At 71.7% G+C, this 16,804-nt stretch carries 15 protein-coding genes and 1 tRNA gene; 4 read left to right on the top strand and 12 right to left on the bottom strand.

Annotation, left to right across the window (positions count from 1 at the left end):
- The 7 genes from ACFW5B_RS34355 to ACFW5B_RS34325 all read right to left on the bottom strand — a co-directional run.
- On the bottom strand, positions 1-540 hold a 540-nt coding region (locus ACFW5B_RS34355; RefSeq protein ID WP_386448733.1), incomplete at its 3' end, for an ABC transporter ATP-binding protein.
- A complete protein-coding gene (locus tag ACFW5B_RS34350) occupies positions 533-1,462 on the bottom strand; it encodes an ABC transporter permease (protein ID WP_386448730.1) in 930 nt (309 codons plus the stop codon). The genes ACFW5B_RS34350 and ACFW5B_RS34355, both read right to left, overlap by 8 nt.
- A 78-nt stretch (positions 1,463-1,540) precedes the next feature.
- Entirely contained in the window at positions 1,541-2,413 is an 873-nt protein-coding gene (locus ACFW5B_RS34345) for a glycosyltransferase family 2 protein (RefSeq protein WP_386448727.1), read from the bottom strand.
- Positions 2,414-2,427: 14 nt separating this feature from the next.
- On the bottom strand, positions 2,428-3,207 hold the full coding sequence (locus ACFW5B_RS34340) for a CDP-alcohol phosphatidyltransferase family protein (RefSeq protein WP_386448724.1): 780 nt from the start codon (positions 3,205-3,207) through the stop codon (positions 2,428-2,430).
- Positions 3,185-4,246 carry an iron-containing alcohol dehydrogenase family protein gene (locus ACFW5B_RS34335; RefSeq protein ID WP_386448721.1) on the bottom strand — a complete coding sequence of 354 codons (1,062 nt, stop codon included), beginning with the start codon at positions 4,244-4,246 and terminating at the stop codon, positions 3,185-3,187. Before ACFW5B_RS34335 ends, ACFW5B_RS34340 begins: the two co-directional genes overlap by 23 nt.
- On the bottom strand, positions 4,234-4,971 hold the full coding sequence (locus ACFW5B_RS34330; RefSeq protein ID WP_386448718.1) for a sugar phosphate nucleotidyltransferase: 738 nt from the start codon (positions 4,969-4,971) through the stop codon (positions 4,234-4,236). Before ACFW5B_RS34330 ends, ACFW5B_RS34335 begins: the two co-directional genes overlap by 13 nt.
- Positions 4,968-6,773 (bottom strand): DUF5941 domain-containing protein, encoded by a 1,806-nt coding sequence (locus tag ACFW5B_RS34325; protein ID WP_386448736.1) that lies wholly within the window; start codon positions 6,771-6,773, stop codon positions 4,968-4,970. Before ACFW5B_RS34325 ends, ACFW5B_RS34330 begins: the two co-directional genes overlap by 4 nt.
- A gap of 537 nt (positions 6,774-7,310) precedes the next feature.
- Between ACFW5B_RS34325 and idi the strand changes: the two genes are divergently transcribed.
- Positions 7,311-7,922, top strand: a complete 612-nt coding sequence (gene idi, locus ACFW5B_RS34320; RefSeq protein WP_386448715.1) for an isopentenyl-diphosphate Delta-isomerase — start codon at positions 7,311-7,313, stop codon at positions 7,920-7,922.
- On the opposite strand, the gene ACFW5B_RS34315 is transcribed toward idi, so the two are convergent.
- The 3 genes from ACFW5B_RS34315 to ACFW5B_RS34305 form a co-directional block, all read right to left on the bottom strand.
- On the bottom strand, positions 7,897-8,388 hold the full coding sequence (locus ACFW5B_RS34315) for an ATP-binding protein (RefSeq protein WP_386448712.1): 492 nt from the start codon (positions 8,386-8,388) through the stop codon (positions 7,897-7,899). The genes idi and ACFW5B_RS34315 overlap by 26 nt on opposite strands.
- Positions 8,389-8,648: 260 nt before the next feature.
- Positions 8,649-8,722 (bottom strand) — tRNA-Met (locus tag ACFW5B_RS34310).
- Positions 8,723-8,848: 126 nt separating this feature from the next.
- Positions 8,849-10,492, bottom strand: a complete 1,644-nt coding sequence (locus ACFW5B_RS34305; RefSeq protein ID WP_386448709.1) for an ABC-F family ATP-binding cassette domain-containing protein — start codon at positions 10,490-10,492, stop codon at positions 8,849-8,851.
- Positions 10,493-10,546: 54 nt separating this feature from the next.
- Between ACFW5B_RS34305 and ACFW5B_RS34300 the strand changes: the two genes are divergently transcribed.
- A complete protein-coding gene (locus ACFW5B_RS34300) occupies positions 10,547-11,317 on the top strand; it encodes an enoyl-CoA hydratase/isomerase family protein (RefSeq protein ID WP_386448706.1) in 771 nt (256 codons plus the stop codon).
- A 56-nt stretch (positions 11,318-11,373) separates the two neighbouring features.
- On the opposite strand, the gene ACFW5B_RS34295 is transcribed toward ACFW5B_RS34300, so the two are convergent.
- Positions 11,374-12,018, bottom strand: coding sequence for a DJ-1/PfpI family protein (locus ACFW5B_RS34295; protein ID WP_386448703.1), 645 nt, complete (start codon positions 12,016-12,018; stop codon positions 11,374-11,376).
- A 42-nt stretch (positions 12,019-12,060) separates the two neighbouring features.
- Positions 12,061-13,032, bottom strand: a complete 972-nt coding sequence (locus ACFW5B_RS34290; RefSeq protein WP_386448700.1) for a GlxA family transcriptional regulator — start codon at positions 13,030-13,032, stop codon at positions 12,061-12,063.
- A gap of 144 nt (positions 13,033-13,176) precedes the next feature.
- Between ACFW5B_RS34290 and ACFW5B_RS34285 the strand changes: the two genes are divergently transcribed.
- Positions 13,177-14,046: a hypothetical protein gene (locus ACFW5B_RS34285; RefSeq protein ID WP_386448697.1), complete on the top strand. Its 870-nt coding sequence runs from the start codon at positions 13,177-13,179 to the stop codon at positions 14,044-14,046.
- A 241-nt stretch (positions 14,047-14,287) separates the two neighbouring features.
- Positions 14,288-16,759, top strand: a complete 2,472-nt coding sequence (locus ACFW5B_RS34280; protein ID WP_386448694.1) for a Tex family protein — start codon at positions 14,288-14,290, stop codon at positions 16,757-16,759.
- Positions 16,760-16,804 lie beyond the last annotated feature (45 nt).

The following is a 16,804-nucleotide window of genomic DNA, read 5'->3' as shown; positions in this document are numbered from 1 at the left end:
CCGCAGCCGCGCCGCCATACCGGAGGAGTAGGTCCGCATCGGCAGCGAGATGAAGTCGCCCTTCTCGTTGATGCCGGAGAAGTCGACGATGCCCTCGTAGCGCTCCCGGACCTGCTCCCGGGACATGCCCATGGCCAGACCGCCCAGCAGGACGTTCTTCTCGCCGGTCAGGTCGTTCATCAACGCCGCGTTGACGCCCAGAAGCGAAGGCTGGCCGTGGGTGTAGACCTTGCCGCGCTCCGCGGGCAGCAGACCGGCGACCGCCTTGAGCAGCGTCGACTTGCCCGAACCGTTGGAGCCGATCAGGCCGATCGACTCGCCCCGGTAGGCGGTGAAGGACACCCCCTTGACCGCATGTACCTCGCGCACCCCCGAAGAGGGCTTGCGGCGCACGATGCGGTTCAGGGCCGCGGTGGCACTGCCCTTGCCCGCGCCCGTGCCGTAGACCCGGTAGACGATGTGCAGATCGTCCGCGATCACCGTCGGAACCCGCTCCGCGGCCGCCTCGGTCGGCTGGACGCCGTTGTTCTGCTCAGCCACGTCCGTACCGCTCCTCAGCCTTCCAGAAGTACACAAAGCCCAGGACGCCCATCACCAGCGCCCAGCCTCCGGCGAACGCCCAGACATGCGGCGGCAGCTGATTCGCGGTGAAGCTGTCGATCAGCGCGAAGCGCATCAGGTCGATGTAGATCGCGGCCGGGTTGGCGTTGAGCAGGACCTCCACGAACGCCGGGACGTGCTTGCCCTTGAGGATCAGGTCGATGCTGAACATCACGCCGGACGCGTACATCCACGTCCGCATGATGAACGGCATCAGCTGCGCCAGGTCCGGCGTCTTGGAGCCCAGCCGCGCCATCACCATCGCCAGGCCCGTGTTGAACACGAACTGCAGCGCCAGCGCCGGAATGACCAGCAGCCACGACCACGTCGGCAGCTGTCCGAAGCCCAGCAGGATGAGGACCAGCACACCCATGGAGAAGAACAGCTGCTGGAGCTGCATCAGGCAGAACGAGATCGGCAGGCAGGCGCGCGGGAAGTGCAGCGCCCGCACCAGGCCGAGGTTGCCGGAGATCGCCCGGGTACCGGCCATCACCGAGCTCTGGGTGAAGGTGAAGATGAAGACACCGGTCACCAGGAACGGGACGAAGTCGGGGACGCCCTTCCTCGTGCCGATCAGCAGGCCGAAGATCAAGTAGTACACGAGCGCGTTCAGCAGCGGCGTCGCCACCTGCCAGACCTGTCCCAGCTTGGCCTGGCTGTACTGCGCCGTCAGCTTGGCGCTGGCGAAGGCGGAGATGAAATGCCGCCGGGCCCACAGCTGCTGGACGTACTCCGGAAGTCCGGGGCGGGCCCCGCTCTGCGAGAGCCCGTACTTCTGGGCACGCTGAGCGGCGGTGAGCCCTTCATCGGAAGCTGGCGGGGCACTCATGGCGACCGCACTGTCGTGCGTGGTCTCGCTCACAGTTGACACTTTCGTCCTCAAGGTGCGCTGCCGGGGCCACGCCCCGGCTCGCGCCTGATGCTCTCAGATACGAGCTTGTCAGATGACGGGAGGGCGGCCCAGTCGGGTCAGTCGCCAAACGGTAGCCCACTTCATGGGGCGCCTGGGACCGCACGGCGTGACGCAGCCCTCCTTGAACCCGCCCAGCCAGGCCCGCAGTGCCGGTCGCGAGGGCCGGCGGGCGAGGGTGAGGAGGAACCAGACACCGAGATAGACCGGAACCAACAGGGCGGGGAGGTTGCGGCGGGCCAGCCACACCCGGTTACGGGCCACCATCCGGTGGTAGACCGCGTGCCGGGCCGGTGCCGTCGTCGGGTGGAAGAGGACCATGTCCGACCGGTAGTCGATCTGCCAGCCCGCGTCCAGCGCGCGCCAGGCCAGATCGGTCTCCTCATGGGCGTAGAAGAAGTCGTCGGGCAGTCCGCCGACCTCCTCGAAGACATGGGTACGGACCGCGTTCGCACCACCGAGGAAGGTGGTGACCCGCGACGACCGCATCGGGTCCGAGGCGCGCAGCCGCGGGACGTGCCGGCGCTGGGTCTCGCCGGTGTCCGGGTCCGCGATCCGGAAGCTGATGATGCCGAGCTCCGGGTCGGCGGCGAACGCCTCGCGGCACAGTTCGGCGGTGTCCTCCCTGGCCAGCAGCCCGTCGTCGTCGAGGAAGAGCAGCACATCGACGTCGCTGCCGCCGGGGCCGAACGCCTCGATGCCGACATTGCGGCCGGCCGGGATGCCGACGTTCTCCGGCAGCTCGACCGTCCGTACGCCCTCGGGGAGCTCGGGCAGCGGCGAACCGTTGCCCACGACGACGATCTCGATCGGGTCGCCGTTCTGCTTGGCGACCGAGTCCAGCAGCGCGCGCAGCTCCTCGGGGCGGTTGCCCATCGTCAGGACAACCGCACCGATTCGCATTCGGGACGCCCCCGTCACTTGAGCCTGCTGGAGGCGAGGATGGACACGAGGTGGAGCAGCGTCTGCAGCAGCGCGATGCCGGCGAGCACCGCGACGCCGAGACGGGAGAAGAACAGGTCGCCCCGGATCTGGTCCAGGACCGCCAGGACCAGGATCAGCAGGGACGCCTCGATACCGAGGATGAGCCGGTGGAACTTCAGCGCCCCGGCCGCCTTACGGGCCAGCGCCATGCCGGAGGAGCGCGGCTCGGAGGCCGACTCCTTGACCGGCGGCAGCCCGCCCTGGTGACGGGCGACGCCGACCAGGTCGGTCTCCGCCTTGATCAGGATCGCGCCGAGCGCGGCGAGGGTGCCGAGGAAGGCCCACAGCCAGTCGATCCGGCCGGAGCCCCACAGGTCGGCGGCGCGCAGGCCGAAGCCGACCAGGACCGCGGCGTCGCACAGGTAGGCGCCGACCCGGTCCAGGTAGACCCCGCCGAGCGAGAACTGCTTCTTCCAGCGGGCGACCTCGCCGTCGACACAGTCGAGCAGCAGGTACAGCTGGACCATCAGCACACCGAGCACGGCGCCCGCGATCCCCGGCACCAGCAGTGCCGGGGCGGCGAGGACGCCGAAAACGGTCATCAGGTAGGTCAGCTGGTTGGGCGTGACCTTGGTGTTCACCAGGTGCCGGTCGATGCGCAGGGAGATCTCGCGCATGTAGAGGCGACCGCCCCAGTGCTCACCGCTGCGCCGGTCCTTGACACCCTCGGGGTGCACGACCGGGCGGAGTTCAGCTACTGACGGCTTGTGCATAGTCGGCGTAAGCGTCCCTGATCTGGTCGGTGGACAGGTCGAGGTGCTCCAGGATGGTGTAGCGCCCCGGGCGGGTCTTGGGTGCGTACTCGACGGCCTGGACGAATTCCTCGTCGGTGAAGCCGATCTCTCCCGGCGTGACCGGCAGGCCGTGCCGGCGCAGCACCTCGACCATCAGGTCCCGGGTCTCCTTGTCCCCGCGCAGATGCGTGGCGAAGGCGGCGGCGAGGCCGCACTGCTCGCCATGGCTGGCCGCGCGCTTGGGGAAGAGGATGTCCAGGGCGTGATTGATCTCGTGGCAGGCGCCGGACGCCGGACGGCTGTCGCCGGCCACCGACATCGAGATGCCGGTGAGGACCAGGCCCTCGGCGAGCACCTGCAGGAAGCTGTCGTCGCCGACTCCCCCGGGGTGCCGCAGCACGGCCTCGCCGGCCTGGCGCGCCATGGCGGCGGCCAGCCCGTCGATCGCCTCGCCGGTCTCGCGGTGGGAGAGCTCCCAGTCCGCGACCGCGGAGATGTTGGAGATCGCGTCACCGATACCGGAGCGGACGAACCGGACCGGGGCCTCGCGGATGATGTCGAGGTCGATCACCACGGCGATCGGGTTCGGCACACCGTAGGAGCCGCGGCCCGCGTCGTTGTCCAGCGTGGCCACCGGCGAGCACAGGCCGTCGTGCGACAGGTTCGTCGCGACGGCGACCAGCGGCAGGCCGATGCGCGCCGCGGCGAACTTGGCGCAGTCGATGATCTTGCCGCCGCCGAGGCCCACGACCGCGTCGTAGTGCCCCTTCTTCATGGCGTCGGCGAGCTTGATCGCTTCGTCCAGGGTGCCGCCGCCGACCTCGTACCACTCGGCGCCCGGCAGCGCGGGGGACAGCCGCTCGCGCAGCCGTGCCCCCGAACCGCCGCTGATCGCGATGGCGAGCTTGCCGGACGCGGAGATGCGCTGATCGGCCAGCAGGCCCGCCAGGTCGTCCAGGGCACCGGCGTTGATGTCAACGACGACCGGGGACGGGATGAGGCGGGTCAGTACTGGCATGCGATGTCACGGCCCTTCGCCAGGTCGTCGTGGTTGTCGATCTCGACCCACTTGACGTCGCCGATGGGGGCCACGTCCACCTGGAAGCCGCGGTTGACCAGCTCCTGGTAGCCGTCCTCGTAGTAGAGGTCGGGGTCGCGCTCGAAGGTGGTCTTCAGCGCGTCGGCCAGCTCCTCGGCCGCCGAACCCTCGATGAGGGTGACGCCGATGTACTCACCGGTCGCCTCGGCCGGGTCCATCAGCTTGGTGATCTTCTGGACGCCCTTGGCGGGGTCCACGACGACCTTCATCTCCTCGTCGGCCAGCTGCTTGACCGTGTCGAGGGCGAGGATGATCTTCTGGCCGTTGCCGCGGGCGGCGAGCAGGGTCTTCTCGACGGAGACCGGGTGCACGGTGTCGCCGTTGGCGAGGATCACATCGTGCTTGATGGCGTCACGACCGCACCACAGGGAGTAGGCGTTGTTCCACTCCTCGGCCTTGTCGTTGTCGATGAGGGTGAGCTTGAGGCCGTACTTCTGCTCCAGGGCCTCCTTGCGCTCGTAGACGGCTTCCTTGCGGTAGCCGACGATGATCGCGACCTCGGTCAGGCCGATCTCGGCGAAGTTGCCGAGGGTCAGGTCGAGGATGGTCGTGTCCCCGTCGACCGGCACCAGAGCCTTGGGCAGGGTGTCGGTGTAGGGGCGCAGACGCCGTCCGGCGCCGGCAGCCAGCACGAGGCCGATCATGCGGGTTCTCCTTCATCGTGTACGGCGGGTGCTTGGGAGAACACCCAGAAGCGGATGCTCTCGATGAGCACCAGCAGCGCCAGGACCACAGCAAGGGCCGTCAGCGCGATTGTGAAACCTGAGGGGGACAGCGCGGCGGCCAGGACGGTGACCAGCAGGACCCGTCCCTCATGTCCGCCGGTCGCCCGGACCAGCCACCGCGGAGGGGCTCCGGTGCCACCGCGGATGCGGTAGACCGTGTCGTAGTGATGGTAGGCGACCGCCGCGACCAGCCCGAACGCCGCGGGCAGCGCCCCGGGGACGTCCGCGCGGGCGGCCAGCACCAGGATCGTGACGTACTCGCCGGCCCGGAAGAAGGGCGGCACGAGCCAGTCGAGGGCGCCCTTGAGCGGCCGGGACACCGCCGCGCCGGCCAGCAGCGCGGAGCAGGCGGCGACGCCGACGGTGAGCCAGGACGCGGGGTCGTCCTCGAAGATCACCCAGACCAGCAACACCGCGGCCGAGAGAAACGCCATAACGGGCGCCAGGTAGGAACCGGTCCGGCCGCGGCCGCGCGCACCGGCGGCGATCAGCTCGGCGACCGGCCCGGAGTCGGCGAGGTCGGCCAGCGCCCGGGCGGCGCGGTCGGTGCGCCGGGCCCGGCGGGTCAGCGAGCGCAGCACCCGGCCGGCCGTGGTGTAGCAGGCGGCCAGCGCACAGCCGATGAGCAGGGCATAGAAGACCGTACGCGGGGTGGTCAGCGCGGTGAGCACCGCGATCATGGCCCATCGCTCACCGATCGGCAGCACGATCATCCGGCGCACCCAGACCGTCCAGCCGACGCTGTCGAGCTTGCCGGAGAGCGCGGCGGTGGGGCTGGTGTTGGCGGTGGCGTCGTGGTTCGCCTCGTTGAAGGAGAAGTCGACGACATGGCGGCAGGTCATCAGGACCATCGCGCCCAGCGCCAGCGCCCATACGTCGTCCCCGCCACGGGCCGCCCCGAGGGCGAGGCCCGCGTAGTACGCGTACTCCTTGGCCCGGTCGAAGGTGGCGTCCAGCCAGGCGCCCATCGTCGAGTACTGCAGCGAGTAGCGGGCGAGCTGCCCGTCGGTGCAGTCCAGGACGAAGGAGAAGAGCAGCAGGAAGCCGGCGGCGAGGAAGCCGCCGCGGGTTCCGGTGGCCGCGCAGCCGGCCGCGATCAGCGCGGTGAGCAGGGACGCGGTGGTGACCTGGTTCGGGGTGAGCCCGCGCCGCGCGCACCAGCGGGCCAGGTAGCGGGAGTACGGGCTGATGCCGTACGTGGTGAAGAACCCGTCGCGGGACTTCACGGCGGTGCGCAGCCGTACCGCCTCGTCGTCGACGGCGGCGACGGCCTCCTGTGCCTCCTCGCGCTGCGCCGGGGTGAGCGCGACGGTGGCGACCAGGCTGCCCAGCTCGACGCGGTGCAGCCCGGCCTCGTCGCGGTCGAGGGACTCGGTGAGGGTGTCGGTGAGGACGTCCGTGAGGTGCGCGGTGCCGGCGCCGACCGGGATCCGGCCGACCGCGCGGGCCAGCGCGGCGCGGGCCTCGGGCTGCGCGGTGAGCGCGCCGGGCACGGCCGCGGCCGGGAAACGGGGATCGGTCAGCGCCAGCCGCAAGGCGTGCAGATGACCGACGAAGCGGGGGTCGACGACGGCGACCCGCTCGCCGGCGGGCACCGCGTTGATCAGCTCGGCGGCGGCCGCGGGATCGTTCGCCGTGTGGACGTCAAAGCCCAGCGCGCGCAGGTCGGCTTCGAGCGGCGACCCGGCGACCGGCGGACCGGTGAGGATGGCGGTCGACAGACGAACTCACTCCTTGGATGCTGACAAGGCAGCACGGACGGTTCGTGATCGATCCGCATTCGATACGAACTACCCGGGCAGCGGGCGTGGCACACCTCGCCCCTGGGCGGGCCGGGAGGCACGTCGGCAGAGGCTATCGGATCGCCGGATGCGGCCGTTCACCGCGCATTCACCGCACGATCGAGTGACCGACGGCTGCGCCTGCCGCGATCATCATGGTGGATCGGGTGGCGCATGAACAACTGGCGAGCAGGCCCGGGACCCGATCCGGTGCCGGTTATGAGCGGGCTGGTCACGGGGCGGGCGGGTTGTGCCGGGGCCGGTGTGGTGAGAGCCATCCCAGGTCCGTCCGTGATCGCCGTACGCGGTGCCGGCAGCGCGCCGGGGACGGAGCGCCCGGCAGCGGATGTGGCCCCTCTCACGGCGGGCGCGCCCGGTGGCCGCCGCGCCCGCATGTCGCGCCGCGCACCCGCTGTGCCGCTGATGGGCGCCTGGCTAGGGCAGACTTGGCGTCGAAGACCGACGACAAGGATGGGCATGCCGATCACACCTGCCAACGGACAGACCGCCGGGGACCCGGCGGTGAGCACACCGGGCGGCACCGCCGAACCGATCATGCTGGAGCTGGTCGACGAGGACGGTACGACGATCGGCACCGCGGAGAAGCTCGCGGCCCACCAGCCCCCCGGGCAGCTGCACCGGGCGTTCTCGGTCTTCCTCTTCGACGAGAAGGGGCGGCTGCTGCTCCAGCGCCGGGCGCTGGGGAAGTACCACTCCCCCGGCGTGTGGTCCAACACCTGCTGCGGCCACCCGTACCCCGGCGAGGCACCGTTCGCGGCCGCCGCCCGCAGGACCGCGGAAGAGCTGGGTGTCGCCCCCTCCCTGCTGGCCGAGGCCGGCACGGTCCGTTACAACCATCCCGACCCGGCGTCCGGCCTCGTGGAGCAGGAGTACAACCACCTGTTCGTCGGGCTGGTGCGGGCGGAGCCGTCGCCGGACCCCGACGAGATCGGCGAGATCGCCTTCGTGACGCCGGAGGAGCTGACCGAGCGGCATGCCGCGGCACCGTTCTCCGCGTGGTTCATGACCGTGCTGGATGCGGCCCGGCCGGCGGTGCGCGAGCTCACCGGAGGGGCCGCGGGCTGGTAGCCGGCGGGGTGAGCGGCAGCTCGGCCCAGATGGCCTTGCCGCCGTTCCCGGTGTGTTCGACACCGCATTTGCCGCCCACCTCCGCGGTGAGCGTCTTGACCAGCCACAGTCCGCGGCCGCCGAGATCACCCTGATCCGCCTCCAGTGCCTTGGGGCGGTAGGGGTGGTCGTCCTCGACCGCGAGCCGTAGCCAGTTCGCCCCGAGGGTGAGCTGTACGGCGATCCGGGGCGAGAGCAGGGCGGCGTGCCGGACGGCGTTGGTGACGAGTTCGGAGACGATGAGCAGCAGGCCGTCCGTGATCGTGGCGGCGACGGGCACACACTGTTCGGCGAGCAGATCCCGGACCGCGTGCCGCGCCTGCGGCACCGAGGCCTCCAGTGCCGGGGCGGTGAACCGCCAGACACCTTCGTACGCGAGCGGGGAGGTCAGCTCTTCGGGGGGTTCTGCGGGGGGTCCGGAAGGCATCCTCACAGGAAGAGTGTTGGGAATGCGTTGGTCCGGACCGGCCTGCTGAACACAAGTCAGCGTCTATCGACGCCTTTTGGCCGATTCCGAGTGGTTCACGCGGCCCGGAGACCGGACCTGTTCCGTTGTGCCACGTTCACGGACCGCCACGCACGGACCGCCGAACGTTCCGCGCCATCGGGGCGGTCCGCGAAGCACCGCCCCGGGACCACGTAAGACAGCAGGCCCGATGCCTGAGCACCGGACCTGCTGTTCTTCAGTAGCGGGGACAGGATTTGAACCTGCGACCTCTGGGTTATGAGCCCAGCGAGCTACCGAGCTGCTCCACCCCGCGTCGGTGAACACCACCCTACGGGTCGGCGGCCCCAGGGCCAAATCGATAATCACGACGGGGGCCGGGGCCGTGGCACCACGGGTCGCGAGGTCCACGGGCCCCGAGGGCCGCCGGCCCCGGACGTCCTCACACCGCGCGGTCGGTGATCCGTCCGCCGTCGACCTCGATACGGCGGGTGGTGTGCACCGCTTCGAGCATCCGGCGGTCGTGGGTGACCAGCAGCAGGGTGCCAGGGTAGGAGGCGAGCGCGGACTCCAGCTGCTCGATGGCCGGCAGATCGAGATGGTTGGTCGGCTCGTCCAGGACCAGGAGGTTGACCCCGCGGCCCTGGAGGAGGGCCAGTGCGGCACGGGTCCGCTCCCCCGGCGAGAGGGTGCGCGCCGGGCGCAGCACATGTGCCGCCTTCAGCCCGAACTTCGCGAGCAGGGTGCGCACATCGGCGGGCGACAGCTCCGGTACGGCGGCCCGGAAGGCGTCCATCAGCGGATCGTCGCCGAGGAACAGCCCCCGCGCCTGGTCGACCTCGCCGACGACCACGCCGGGGCCGAGCGCCGACTGGCCGGCGTCCAGCGGGAGCCGGCCGAGGAGGGCGGCGAGCAGGGTGGACTTGCCGGAGCCGTTGGGGCCGGTGATGGCGACCCGGTCCGCCCAGTCGATCTGGAGGTCCACCGGGCCGAAGCGGAAGTCGCCGCGTTGGGCGCCGGCACCGCGCAGCGTGGCCACGACCGCGCCGGCCCGGGGCGCGGCGGCGATCTCCATCCGCAGCTCCCACTCCTTGCGCGGCTCCTCGACGACATCGAGACGCTCGATCAGGCGCTGGGTCTGCTTGGCCTTGGCGGCCTGCTTCTCGGTGGCCTCCACCCGGGCCTTACGGCCGATCTTGTCGTTGTCCGGGGCCTTGCGGCGGGCGTTCTTGACGCCCTTCTCCATCCAGTTGCGCTGGGTGTGTGCACGGGTCTCCAGCGCGGCCTTGGTGTCGGCGTACTCCTCGTACTGCTCCCGCGCATGGCGCCGGGCCCGCTCGCGCTCCTCCAGGTAGGAGGTGTAGCCACCGCCGTAGGTGTTGACCTGCTGCTGGGCCAGGTCGAGTTCGACGACGCGGTTGACCGTACGGGCCAGGAACTCGCGGTCGTGGCTGACCAGGACGGTGCCGGCGCGCAGCCCGGTGACGAAGGATTCCAGCCGACCCAGGCCGTCCAGGTCGAGGTCGTTGGTCGGCTCGTCCAGCAGGAAGACGTCGTAACGGGAGAGCAGCAGTGAGGCGAGCGAGGCGCGGGCGGCCTGGCCGCCGGAGAGTGTGGTCATCGGCTGGTCGAGGCCGACGGTCAGGCCGAGCTGGGCCGCGGTCTCCTCGGCGCGTTCGTCGAGGTCGGCGGCGCCCAGGGCCAGCCAGCGCTCCAGCGCGGCGGCGTACGCGTCGTCCGCGCCGGGCCGCTCCTCGACCAGCGCCTGGGTGGCGGTGTCCAGCGCGAACTGGGCGTCGGTGACGCCGGTACGGCGGGCGAGGAAGGCCCGTACGGTCTCTCCCGGACGGCGGTCGGGCTCCTGCGGGAGGTGGCCGACGGTGGCGGTGGGCGGGCCGAGTGCGAGGGTGCCCTCCTCCGGGGTGTTCAGGCCGGCGAGCAGGCGCAGCAGGGTGGACTTGCCCGCCCCGTTGGCGCCGACGAGGCCGATCACGTCCCCGGGGGCGACGACCAGATCGAGGCCGGAGAACAGGACGCGCTCGCCATGGCCGGCGGCGAGGTCTTTGGCGACGAGGGTTGCTGACATCAGGCCGCCGATCGTATCGGGCCGGGCCCTGAGCGGCGCTCTAATATCCGGGGCATGGAACCCGGTCTCACGACACACGTCAGCGACGGCACCGCGACCGTCACCATCAGCAACACCGGCAAGCGGAATGCGATGACGGTGCAGATGTGGCGGGATCTGCCGCCGCTGCTGGAGCGGCTGGCGGGCGATCGCTCCGTACGGTCGCTGGTGTTGACCGGTGAGGGCGGGACGTTCTGCGCGGGCGCCGACATCGGGGCGCTGCGCGAGGGGGCCGCCGAGTCGCAGGGGCTGGCGGTGGCGGCGGAGGAGGCGCTCGCGGCGTTCCCCGGGCCGACACTGGCGGCGATACGCGGCTACTGCGTGGGCGGCGGCGCCCAGTTGGCGGCCGCCTGTGATCTGCGGTTCGCGGAGGAGGGCGCGCGGTTCGGGGTGACGCCGGCCAAGCTCGGGGTGGCCTATCCGGCGTCCGCCACCCGGCGGCTGGTCCGGCTGGTCGGGCTCTCCGCCGCCAAGTACCTGCTGTTCTCCGGGGAGTTGATCGACTGTGCGCGGGCGCTCCGTACCGGTCTGGTGGACGAGGTGCTGGCCGAGGGGGAGCTGGGCAAGCGGGTGGCGGAGTTCTCGGCCGTCCTCGCGAGCCGGTCGCTGCTGACCCAGACCGCGGCGAAGGAGCTGGCGAACGGGGCCTGGGACGTACCGCCCGCCGAGGCCGAGGAGCGCGGCGCGTACTGGGCCGCGCAGGCGCGCGCGAGCGGCGACACCGCGGAGGGTGCCGCCGCCTTTCTGGAGCGCCGGGCGCCGCGCTTCACCTGGCGGGCGGGCTGAGGCCCTGGCAGAGGTGCCGGCGGCCGCGGGTGGCCCGCTCCTGCTCCCCCGCTCCCCTACTGCTCGCCCGTCAGCACGAACCGGCTGAGGTCCCGCATTGCCGCGGTGACCTCGGCCGGGGCCTTGTCCGGGGAGCCCGCGTCGTAGGGCGGCCGGGGGTCGTACTCGATGCCGAGCTGGATCGTCTGGGCCGCGGCGTCCCCGGCGATCCGGCCGGCCAGCGTCAGCCCCATGTCGATACCGGCCGAGACACCGGCCGCCGTGACGTATTTGCCGTCGATGACCACCCGCTCCCCGGTCGGCTCGGCGCCGAGGCCGGGCAGCTGGTCCAGCGCGAGCCAGTGGGAGGTCGCCCGGCGCCCGCGGAGCAGACCGGCGGCGCCGAGGAGCAGCGAACCGGTGCACACCGAGGTGGTCCAGGTGGTGTGGGCGTCCACGGCGCGGAGCCACTCGTGCAGCGGGCCGTCAGTCATGTGGGCGAGCTGCCCGGGGCCGCCGGGCACGACGAGGATGTCCGGCGCGGTGACCTCGTCCAGCGTGGCGTCGGCGACCAGCCCGAGCGAGCCGAGGTCGCTGCGGTACGGGCCGGTGCGCTCGCCGACGAACACCGCCTCCGCGCCCGGCAGCCGGCTGAGGGTGTCGTAGGGGCCGATGGCGTCCAGCGTGGTGAAGCGGTCGTAGAGAAGGATGGCGAGCTGCATCTTCGGTTCCTGTCGTCGGTGGGCCGTGGCCCGGGTGCGGTGTCAGGCGGTGGGTACGGGCGGGGCGGCCGGCTGGAAGCGGCGGCGGTATTCGGCCGGGGAGGCGCCCAGCACGCGGAGGAAGGCGCGGCGCATCGCCTCGGGAGTGCCGTAGCCGCAGCGGCGCGCCACCTGCCCGATGCCGTCGACGGTGTCCTCCAGGCACCGGCGGGCGGCCTCCAGCCGGACCCGGTCGACATAGCGTCCCGGCGTCATCCCGGTCTCCTCGCGAAACGCCCGCGCGAAGTGCCGCGGGGAGAGGCTCGCGCGCTCCGCGAGGGCGTCGACGGAGAGGTCCGCCTGCGGGTTCTCGGTGATCCACTGCTGGACGTCGCGCAGCGGGCGGCGCTGTGCGGTCTGGGCGGCGAGCTGGGCGCTGAACTGGGTCTGGTTGCCCGGACGCCGCAGAAAGACGACCAGATGCCGGGCGATGGTCAGCGCGAGGTCGCGGCCGAGATCCTCCTCCACCAGGGCCAGCGCGAGGTCGATCCCGGCCGTCACGCCCGCGGAGGTGGCCAGGTCGCCGTCCCGTACGTAGATCGGCTCGGGTTCGACCCGCACCGCGGGGAAGCGCTCGGCGAGTGTGCCGCAGAGCATCCAGTGGGTCGTCGCCCGGCGGCCGTCCAGCAGCCCGGCCTCGGCCAGCAGCAGCGCTCCGCTGCACACCGAGACCTTCCGCCGGGCGCGCGGGGCGTGTGCGCGCAGCCAGTCGATCAGCCGGGGGTCGGGGTGACGGGTGCCCTGGCCGCCGGGGACCAGCAGGGTGTGCGGCGGTGCGGCGTCCCCCAGGGTGAGGTCGGGGACGAGCGTCAGCCCGCTGGTGGTGCGGACCGGGGCGCCGTCAAGACTGGCGGTGCGGATCCGGTAGCCGCCCGGGACGGCCAGGGCCGCACCGTTGAAGACATCGAGCGGTCCGCAGACGTCGAGGGCCTGCACACCGTCGAAGAGAACGACGAGCACATCGCGCTGTTCCATACCGTCCATCCTGCGCAGCGGCGCCGATGGCGGCAATGACGGAAATCCCACCTTTCCTGCCATGGGCGGGCGGCCGAGGGCGCCGGAAGGCGTCATCCCGGCCCCTGGAGAGAGTCCATACCGACGGGTCGGTACCCTGCGCGTATGACCTCTTCCAGCGCACTGCCCGACAAGGCCGGCCGCACCTGCCACAACGTCATCAACCCGTTCCACTCCACGCACTACTTCGCGCCGGAGCTGTCCGGGGAGATGGCGAAGCTCGGCCTGGAGCACCGCAGCGCCGCCTACTTCGCCTGCCGCGGCGCGGCCATGGGCGCCGTGGGCCCCGGCACCGTCACGGCGACCTTCTACAACTTCAAGCACGAACTCATCGCGCAGCACGTTCCGCACATCTGGACCGTCACCACGCCGCAGCAGGTGCTCGACGCCCGGCTGCGCGCCGCGGACGCCACGCTGCGCCGGCTGCTCGGCCCGGAGGCCGTGGAGTCCGCGGAGATGGCGGAGGCGGCGAAGCTCGCGCTGCACGCCGCCGAGGCCTGCACCCGCCGGGCCCGGCCGCTGTACGCCGCGCACGCCGATCTGCCGGTGCCGCAGGCCCCGCACCTGGCCTACTGGCACGCCGCGACACTGCTGCGGGAACATCGCGGCGACGGCCACCTGATAGCGCTCCTGGACGCGGAGTTGGACGGACTGGAGGCGTTGGTCACCCATACGGCCAGCGGCCGGGGCATGAGCCACAAGGGCGTCATGGTCACCCGCGGCTGGTCGGAGGAGGACTGGCAGGACGCGCAGGAGCGGCTGCGGTCCCGGGGGATCCTGGACGCCGAGGGCGAGCTGACCGAGGCCGGCATCCTGCTGCGCAAGGAGCTGGAGCGGACGACCGACCGTCTGGACCGGGCGCCGTACGAGCACCTGGGCGCCGAGGGCGTGGCCCGGCTCACCGAGCTGGCGACCGGCTTCACCACCACGGTCATGAACGCCGGGGCGTTCCCCGCGGAGCTGTTCGGCAAGTGACCCGGAACGTCCCGGTGCGTTCCGGTACGTAAGGCTCCCTCAGGGGCGGGCCCCGTGGCCGCCGGGGTGTGTGCACCGTCGCGCACCCCGGCGCCAGGGGTGTCCGCCGCGCCCTTCCCGGCTTCCGGGCGGACCGGTTGACGCCGTGGACACCCCCGGCGGCCGGGCGGCGCGACAGTCCGGCGCGCCACCCGGCACAATGCAGGCTCAAGCAAGCGCTGGAAGGCGGGTCTGGATCAACGTGACGGCATCCACTGAGCCCATCGGGGCCCTCGGGTCCATCGAAGCGAGGATCGCCGGGGAGCTCGGCGTCAAGGAGCGGCAGGTGAAGGCCGCGGTCGAACTGCTCGACGGCGGCTCGACCGTCCCGTTCATCGCCCGCTACCGCAAGGAAGCCACCGAGATGCTCGACGACGCGCAGCTGCGCTCGCTCGAGGAGCGGCTGCGCTATCTGCGGGAGCTGGAGGAGCGGCGGACCGCGATCCTGGAGTCCGTACGGTCCCAGGGCAAGCTGGACGCCGCCCTGGAGGCGCAGATCCGCGGCGCCGACTCCAAGGCGCGGCTGGAGGACATCTACCTCCCGTTCAAGCCCAAGCGGCGCACCAAGGCGCAGATCGCGCGCGAGGCGGGTCTGGAGCCGCTCGCCGACGGGCTGCTGAGCGACCCGTCGGTGGAACCGGCCGCGGCGGCCGCGGCGTTCGTGGACGCCGACAAGGGGGTCGCCGATCCGGCCGCCGCCTTGGAGGGCGCGCGGGCAATCCTGACCGAGCGGTTCGGCGAGGACGCGGATCTCATCGGTGAGCTGCGCGAACGGATGTGGTCGCGCGGGCGGGTGGCGGCGAAGGTGCGCGAGGGCAAGGAGGAGGCCGGCGCGAAGTTCGCCGACTACTTCGACTTCGCCGAGCCGTTCACCGAACTGCCCTCGCACCGGGTGCTGGCGATGTTCCGCGGTGAGAAGGAGGAGATCCTCGACCTCACCCTGGAGCCGGAGGACCCGTCGGCGGCCACCGAGGGACCCAGCGCCTACGAGCAGTCCATCGCGCACCGCTTCGGCATCGCCGACCGCGGCCGGCCGGCCGACAAGTGGCTCAAGGACACCGTCCGCTGGGCCTGGCGCACCCGTGTCCAGGTGCACCTGGGCATCGATCTGCGGCTGCGGCTGCGGCAGGCCGCCGAGGACGAGGCGGTCCGGGTCTTCGCGTCGAACCTGCGCGATCTGCTGCTGGCGGCGCCCGCCGGTACCCGCGCCACGATGGGCCTGGATCCCGGTTTCCGTACGGGGGTGAAGGTCGCCGTGGTGGACGCGACCGGCAAGGTGGCCGCCACGGAGACCATCTACCCCCATGTGCCGCAGCAGAAGTGGGACGCCTCACTGGCCACGCTGGCGAAGCTGGCCCGTGAACACGACGTCGAGCTGATCGCGATCGGCAACGGCACCGCGTCCCGCGAGACCGACAAGCTGGCGACCGATCTGATCGCCGCCCAGCCGGAGCTGAAGCTGACCAAGGTGATGGTGTCGGAGGCCGGTGCCTCGGTGTACTCCGCTTCGGCCTTCGCCTCGCAGGAGCTGCCCGAGCTGGATGTGTCGCTGCGGGGCGCGGTGTCCATCGCCCGCCGGCTGCAGGACCCGCTGGCCGAACTGGTCAAGATCGACCCGAAGTCGATCGGGGTGGGCCAGTACCAGCACGATCTGTCCGAGGTGAAGCTGTCGCGTTCGCTGGACGCGGTGGTCGAGGACTGTGTGAACGGTGTCGGCGTGGACGTCAACACCGCCTCCGCGCCGCTGCTTTCGCGGGTCTCCGGCATCGGCTCCGGCCTCGCCGAGAACATCGTGGCGCACCGGGACAACAACGGCCCGTTCCGCTCCCGCAAGGCCCTCAAGGACGTGGCGCGGCTCGGCCCGAAGGCGTACGAGCAGTGTGCGGGCTTCCTGCGCATCCGTGGTGGCGACGACCCGCTGGACGCCTCCAGCGTGCACCCGGAGGCGTACCCGGTGGTGCGCCGGATGGTGAAGTCGGCTGGTACCGAGGTCGGTTCGCTGATCGGCAACACCACGGTGCTGCGCACCCTGAAGGCCGCGGAATTCGTCGATGACTCCTTCGGTCTGCCGACGGTGAGCGACATCCTTCAGGAGCTGGAGAAGCCGGGCCGCGACCCGCGTCCGGTCTTCAAGACCGCGACGTTCAAGGAGGGCGTGGAGAAGATCGGCGATCTCCAGCCGGGGATGCTCCTGGAAGGCGTGGTGACCAATGTCGCCGCCTTCGGGGCGTTCGTGGACGTGGGTGTCCATCAGGACGGTCTGGTCCATGTCTCGGCGATGTCGAAGAGCTTCGTCAAGGACCCGCGGGACGTGGTGAAGCCGGGCGACATCGTGCGGGTGAAGGTGCTCGATGTCGACATTCCGCGCAAGCGGATCTCGCTGACGCTGCGGCTGGACGACGAGCACGGCAAGGCCGCGCCGGCGGGCGGCGGCGAGCGGCGCGGTGGCGGCGAGCGCCGGGGCGGCAACGGCGGACCGCGCGAGGGCGGCCGGGGCGGCAACAGCGGCCCGCGCGACGGTGGCCGGGGCGGTGCGCCGCGGCAGCGGCAGGGCGGCGGCGGACCGCGCGGCGGTGACCGCCGGGGCGGCCGGGACGCCGGACCGGCCAACGACGCGATGGCGGACGCCCTGCGGCGGGCCGGGCTGCTGGGCAACGACCGCGGCGGCCGCTGAGGCAGTCGCCGGCGCACCGGCGGCAGCGGGGCCCGGCCCCCGGGC

Source organism: Streptomyces sp. NPDC058773 (genome assembly GCF_042746015.1).
Taxonomy (GTDB): Bacteria; Actinomycetota; Actinomycetes; order Streptomycetales; family Streptomycetaceae; genus Streptomyces.
This window is presented reverse-complemented; position numbering and strand designations above follow the sequence as displayed.